Here is a 6,029-nt window from a genome sequence, read left to right as displayed (position 1 = left end):
GTTGAAAACTTGCACCGACGCCTGAGGGCGTCGCCCCCTCCGTCAGCGCTTCGCGCTGCCACCTCCCCATCGCTTCGCGTGGGGAGGATCGACTACAGCCGCACCATCCGCATGCCCATCTCGCCATAGCGCGGCCCGCTGGTGCCGCCCATCGGCGCCGCGGCGTCGATCGCGGCGAGGTCGTCGGCGGTGAGCGTCACTTCGGCGGCGCCGACGCTGTCCTCCATCGTCGGGCGGCGCTTGGTGCCGGGGATGGGGACGATGTCGTCGCCCTGCGCGAGCAGCCAGGCGAGCGCGACTTGCGCCTTGCTGACACCATGCCGGTCGGCGACCGCGCCGATCGCGTCGACGATCGCGAGGTTGGCGGGCAGATTCTCCTCGCTGTAGCGCGGGTCGCCCCGGCGCCAGTCGGTCTCGGGAAGCTCGTCGCGGCTGCGGATCGCGCCCGCGAGGAAACCGCGGCCGAGCGGCGAATAGGGGACGAAACCGATGCCGTTATCGCGGCACGCGGTCAGGATTTCCTCCTCGACGTCGCGTTCCCAGATCGAATATTCGCTCTGCAGCGCAGTGATCGGCGCGGCTTTCGCGGCGCGGCGGATCGTTTCGGGACCGGCTTCGGACAGCGCGATGTGGCGGACCTTGCCCTCGTTCACCAGCTCCATCATCCCGCCGACGACTTCCTCGATCGGAATCGAGGGATCGACGCGGTGCTGGTAGAAGAGATCGATCGTGTCGATGCCAAGCCGCTGGAGCGAGCCTTCGCACGCGCGCCGCGCATTTTCGGGCGAGCCGTCGACCCCGACGATCTGGTTGCCGTCGAACTTGAAGCCGAACTTGGTCGCGATGACGAGCCCGTCGCGCTTGCCCTTGATCGCGGCGCCGAGCAGCTCCTCGTTGCTGAACGGGCCATAGATTTGCGCGGTGTCGAAGAAGGTGACGCCGAGGTCGATCGCGCGGTGGATCGTCGCGGTCGATTCGTCGAGGTCGGCGGCCTCGCCATAGAGGATGTTGCCGCCCTTGATCATCGGCATGCAGCCGATGCCGATGGCCGAGACGGTGAGGCCGTGGCCGAGCTTGCGATATTTCATGTCGGTTCTCCCGTTGGTTTGTCGTCGCCGACTCTGTCAGCGGCATATTTGGTGGCGGCGACATCGCCGATGACATTGCCGAGTGTCCGGAAGATGTCGGGGAAGGTCTCGACCGCGACGAGCAGCCCGAGCGGCGCGACGGGCACCCCCATCGACACCGCGATCGGGGCGATCGAGGTCACGAAGCTGATCGAGCCGGGCAGGCTGACCGACGACAGCGCCGCGGCCATCGCGACCGCGAGCCCGACCGCCATCTCCCACGGCGTCAATTCGATGCCGAACAGCCAGGCGACATAGATGACGACCGCCAGGTTGAACGCCGGGCTGGTGAAGCGGAACAGCGCGACCGCGAGCGGCAGCACGATGTCGGCCTTCTTCGGGTCGACGCCGAGTTCTTCCGACGATTTCAGCATCGCGGGCAGGCTGGCGAGCGAGCTTTGGGTGCTGACCGCTACCGCGAGCGTCGGCACCATCGCGCGCAGGAAGCGCGGCGGGGCGATGCCGACGACGAACCAGGCGAGCAAAAGCCCGAGGATGAGGCAGCAGACGCCGATCCCCGTCAGGATCAGCACATAGTGGATGAGCCCGCCGAACGCCGCGACCCCCGCCTTGACCGCGAGCGCATAGCCGAGCGCGAAGACCCCGATCGGCGCAAGCGCGAGCACCCAGCCGATGACGATCAGCATCGCGTCGCCCAGCGCCTTGAACAGCCCCGACAAGGTCGCGCGCGGCGCGGGTTCGAGCCGGGTGATCGCGAAGGCGAAGATGGTGGTGAAGACGATCAGCGGCAGGATCGCGGTGTCTGCGGCGGCGGCGATCGGGTTGGTCGGGATCAGCGAAAGCAGGAAATCGCCGAAGGTCGGCGACGCGCCCGCCTCGCTCGTGCCGCCGAGCCCGTGGCGCAGCGCCTCGGCGGCGCTGGCGGACAGCGGGAAGAGTTTGAGCAGCAGCGGCGTCATCAGCACCGACATCAGCCCCGAGAGGAAGATCGCGCCGAGAAAGATCATCACCGCGCGAAAGGCGAGCGTTCCCGCACGCGCAGCGTCGGCGGTCGCGGTGATGCCGGTGATCAGCAGCGCGACGATCAGCGGCACGATCGTCATCTTGAGCGCGTTGAGCCACAGCAGGCCGATCGGCTCGACAAAGGGCAGCGAGGCGGTCGCGGTTTCGAGCGACACGCTCTCGACCGCGATCCCGAGCAGCATGCCGGCGACAAGCGCCGAGAGGATGAACCAGGCGGATTTCAAGACGGATTCTCCCCGGCGTTTTTTCTGGCCAGCTTGCCAAGCATATATGGGTGACTTAGAGCACCTCCCGGAAAAAGTGGGAACCGGTTTTTGGGCCGGGAAGTGCTCCGCGAGGGCCATCCCTTGGACGTCGGGGTAGGTGGCTCCGGCTTATTGAGCAGAGGTGGCATGCGCAAGTTTTTCGGCACCGACGGCATTCGCGGGCTGACCAACCAGATTCCGATGACCGTCGAGGTCGCGATGCGCGTCGGCATGGCGGCGGGCGCGCATTTTCTGCGCGGGGCGCACAAGCATCGCGTCGTGATCGGCAAGGACACACGATTGTCGGGCTATATGCTCGAAAATGCGCTCGTCGCAGGCTTCACCAGCGTCGGCATGGACGTGGTGCAGGTGGGGCCGATGCCGACCCCGGCGATCGCGATGCTGACGCGCTCGATGCGCGCCGACCTCGGCGTGATGCTGTCGGCGAGCCACAATCCCTATTACGACAATGGCATCAAGCTGTTCGGCCCCGACGGCTACAAGCTGTCGGACAAGGACGAGGCGCAGATCGAGTTGCTGCTCGCGAGCGAGCCCAAGCTCGCCGAACCCGCACAGATCGGCCGCGCGAAGCGCATCGACGACGCGCGCGGGCGCTATATCCACGCGGTGAAGCAGAGCCTGCCCGAATCCGTGCGGCTCGACGGGCTCAAGATCGTGCTCGATTGCGCGAATGGCGCCGCCTACAACAGCGCGCCGACGGTGTTCTGGGAGTTGGGCGCCGACGTCGTCGCGATCGGGGTCACGCCGAACGGCATCAACATCAACGACAAATGCGGCTCGACCTCGCCGGGCCTGCTGCAGGAAACCGTCGTCGCGAGCGGCGCCGACATCGGCATCGCATTGGACGGCGACGCCGACCGGCTGATCGTGGTCGACGAAAAGGGCGCGATCGTCGACGGCGACCAGATCATGGCGCTGATCGGCGCGAGCTGGGCCAGACAAGGCCGGCTGAAGGGCGGCGGCGTCGTCGCGACGGTGATGTCGAACCTGGGCCTCGAACGCTTCCTGGCTGGCCAGGGGCTGAGCCTCGAGCGTACCAAGGTCGGCGACCGCTATGTGCTCGAGCGGATGAAGACCGGCGGCTTCAACGTCGGCGGCGAGCAGTCGGGGCATATGATCCTCTCGGACCATGCGACCACCGGCGACGGCACGCTCGCGGGGTTGCAGGTTCTCGCCGAACTGGTCGCGTCGGGCAAACCCGCGAGCGAATTGCTGCACCAGTTCGACGCGGTGCCGCAGCTTTTGAAGAATGTCCGCTTCGCGGGCGGCGCACCGCTCGACGACCCGCAGGTGCAGGCGGCGATCGCCGAGGGCGAGGCCGCGCTCGCGGGGCGCGGGCGCCTCGTCATCCGCGCCTCGGGCACCGAACCCCTCATCCGCGTCATGGCCGAAGGCGATGATGCAGCGCAGGTAGAACAGGTCGTCGACATGATTTGCGACGCCGTCCGTGTGGCCACCGGACAGTGAATTTATATCACCGTTCGCCCTGAGCTTGTCGAAGGGCCGTCCTTTCTTCTAGCGACGTTGAAGAGAAGGACGGTGCTTCGACAAGCTCAGCACGAACGGATTTGGAAGGAAGTTTATAAAATGCTCGAAATGCGTCCCGATTGCGAGAAATGCGGCCGCGATCTCCCCGCCGATGTCCACGGTGCGTTCATCTGTTCGTTCGAATGCACCTTCTGCGCGAATTGCGCCGACAAGCTCGACGAGCGTTGCCCCAATTGCGGCGGCGACCTGCTCGACCGGCCGCTGCGCGAAGGCGCGGCGCTGGCGAAATTCCCGGCGTCGACGGTGCGAAAGCATAAGGGTTGACCGCACGCATATTGATCGTCGCCGGCTCCGACAGCGGGGGCGGGGCGGGAATCCAGGCCGATATCAAGACGGTCACGATGCTCGGCGGCCATGCGATGACCGCGATCACCGCGATCACCGCGCAGAATACGCTGGGCGTCGAAGCGGTGCACGCGATCCCGACCGCGATGGTGACGCAGCAGATGCGCAGCGTCGCCGAGGATATCGGGGTCGATGCGGTCAAGATCGGCATGCTCGGCGGCGCCGACAACGCGATGGCGGTCGCCGAGGAGCTGATCTCCGGCGTCTACGGCGAATCCTTCGTCTTCGATCCGGTGATGATCGCGACGAGCGGCGCGGTGCTGGCGGACGCGAAGACGATCGCCGCGATGGAGGTGCTCGCCGAGCTCAGCACGGTGGTGACGCCGAACCTGCCCGAACTCGCGGCGCTGTGCGGGCGCGAGGCGATCGCCGAGGATGCGGTCGAGGGCGCGGCGGTCGCCTATGCGCAAAAGGTCGGCGCCGCGGTGCTCGTCAAGGGCGGGCACGGGACGGGCGCGACGATCACCGACCGGCTGGTCACCGAACATGGCACGATCGCCTTATGGGAGGCGCCGCGCATCGACACGCGCAGCACCCACGGCACCGGCTGCACGCTGGCGAGCGCGATCGCCGCGGGGCTGGCGCAGGGCATGCCGCTGGAACCCGCGGCGGCGCGTGCGCGCGATTTCGTGCGGCTGTCGCTGCTCGACGCGCCGGGGCTGGGGCAGGGGCACGGGCCAATGGGGCAGCAGGCGGTGCGCAACGACGGGCTGTTCACCGGGCCGGCGCTCAACCAGACCACCTTGCCCGCGCGCGATTATGCGGCGTCGGTCGCCTTCTACAAGCAGATGGGGCTGACGCAGATCGTCGACAGCCCCGGCGCCGAAGGAATTGGGGGCTATGCGCGCTTCGAGGCGATCAACGGTGTGACGCTGTCGATCCACGTCGGCGAGGGCGAGGCGGGCGGCGCGACCACCTATCTCGAAAGCGGCGCGCTCGACGCCTGGGTCGCCTATCTCGCGCGGCGCGGGGTGCGCTTCGACCAGATGCCCGCCGACGAGGAATGGGGCTGGCGCGAGGCGCGGCTGACCGACCCGGCGGGCAACCGGCTGTGCCTGTACCAGGCGGGCGAATATCGAAGGTATCCGCCGTGGCGCATATGAAAGCCCCTCCCCTTCAGGGGAGGGGTGGGGGCCATCGGCCTCGCGCAACCCCGATAGCCCCCACCCCCGGCCCCTCCCCTGAAGGGGAGGGGAGAAGATGATCGTTGGCGTCGACGAAGCGGGCAGGGGGCCGCTCGCAGGCCCCGTTGTCGCGGCGGCAGTGCTGCTGTGCCCCGACGGCATCATCGGCCTCGACGACAGCAAGAAACTCTCGGCCAAGCGTCGCAGTGAGCTCGAGACCCTGATCAAGGCACGCTGCCGCTGGGGCGTCGGCGAGGCGAGCGTCGCCGAGATCGACCGCATCAACATATTGCAGGCGACCTTCCTCGCGATGACACGCGCGGTCGAGGCGCTGGGGGTCGAGCTCGTCGAAGTTCTGGTCGACGGCAACCGGCTTCCCCGATGGAGATATACCGCGCGTGCGATCGTTGGCGGCGATGCATCGCATCCGTGCATTTCGGCGGCGAGCATCCTCGCCAAGGAGCATCGCGACCGCTTCATGGTCGCGGCGGCGCGCGATTTTCCGCACTTCGGCTGGGAAACCAACATGGGTTATGGTACCGCCCACCATCTCGCGGCGCTGCGCCAGCACGGTCCCACGCCGCTCCATCGGACCAGTTTTGCCCCGGTCGCACAAATGCAGCTGGTCTGATCAA

The 6,029-nt window shown here is 67.3% G+C and carries 6 protein-coding genes; 4 read left to right on the top strand and 2 right to left on the bottom strand.

Going from position 1 to position 6,029, the window contains the following annotated elements:
* Positions 1-92: 92 nt before the first annotated feature.
* A complete protein-coding gene (locus AC1RNQ_RS19815) occupies positions 93-1,088 on the bottom strand; it encodes an aldo/keto reductase (RefSeq protein WP_493173937.1) in 996 nt (331 codons plus the stop codon).
* A complete protein-coding gene (locus AC1RNQ_RS19810) occupies positions 1,085-2,335 on the bottom strand; it encodes a dicarboxylate/amino acid:cation symporter (protein ID WP_493173935.1) in 1,251 nt (416 codons plus the stop codon). Before AC1RNQ_RS19810 ends, AC1RNQ_RS19815 begins: the two co-directional genes overlap by 4 nt.
* A 168-nt stretch (positions 2,336-2,503) precedes the next feature.
* Here AC1RNQ_RS19810 and glmM point away from each other — a divergent pair, with 168 nt between their 5' ends.
* The 4 genes from glmM to rnhB all read left to right on the top strand — a co-directional run bounded on the left by glmM (position 2,504) and on the right by rnhB (position 6,025).
* A complete protein-coding gene (glmM, locus tag AC1RNQ_RS19805) occupies positions 2,504-3,844 on the top strand; it encodes a phosphoglucosamine mutase (protein WP_493173934.1) in 1,341 nt (446 codons plus the stop codon).
* Between the two features lie 120 nt (positions 3,845-3,964).
* Positions 3,965-4,189 carry a DUF1272 domain-containing protein gene (locus tag AC1RNQ_RS19800; protein WP_493173933.1) on the top strand — a complete coding sequence of 75 codons (225 nt, stop codon included), beginning with the start codon at positions 3,965-3,967 and terminating at the stop codon, positions 4,187-4,189.
* Positions 4,186-5,373: a bifunctional hydroxymethylpyrimidine kinase/phosphomethylpyrimidine kinase gene (gene thiD / locus AC1RNQ_RS19795; RefSeq protein ID WP_493173932.1), complete on the top strand. Its 1,188-nt coding sequence runs from the start codon at positions 4,186-4,188 to the stop codon at positions 5,371-5,373. Before AC1RNQ_RS19800 ends, thiD begins: the two co-directional genes overlap by 4 nt.
* A gap of 97 nt (positions 5,374-5,470) precedes the next feature.
* Positions 5,471-6,025: a ribonuclease HII gene (gene rnhB, locus AC1RNQ_RS19790; RefSeq protein WP_493173930.1), complete on the top strand. Its 555-nt coding sequence runs from the start codon at positions 5,471-5,473 to the stop codon at positions 6,023-6,025.
* Positions 6,026-6,029: the final 4 nt, after the last annotated feature.

The sequence above is a fragment of the Sphingopyxis sp. GW821-FHT12F08 genome (assembly GCF_058806755.1).
This window is presented reverse-complemented; position numbering and strand designations above follow the sequence as displayed.

What these genes read in the sequence shown, in the direction of transcription:
- AC1RNQ_RS19815 (WP_493173937.1), bottom strand. Translation starts at nt 1,088, where the DNA reads ATGAAATATCGCAAGCTCGGCCACGGCCTCACCGTCTCGGCCATCGGC.
- glmM (WP_493173934.1), top strand. Translation starts at nt 2,504, where the DNA reads ATGCGCAAGTTTTTCGGCACCGACGGCATTCGCGGGCTGACCAACCAG.
- AC1RNQ_RS19800 (WP_493173933.1), top strand. Translation starts at nt 3,965, where the DNA reads ATGCTCGAAATGCGTCCCGATTGCGAGAAATGCGGCCGCGATCTCCCC.
- rnhB (WP_493173930.1), top strand. Translation starts at nt 5,471, where the DNA reads ATGATCGTTGGCGTCGACGAAGCGGGCAGGGGGCCGCTCGCAGGCCCC.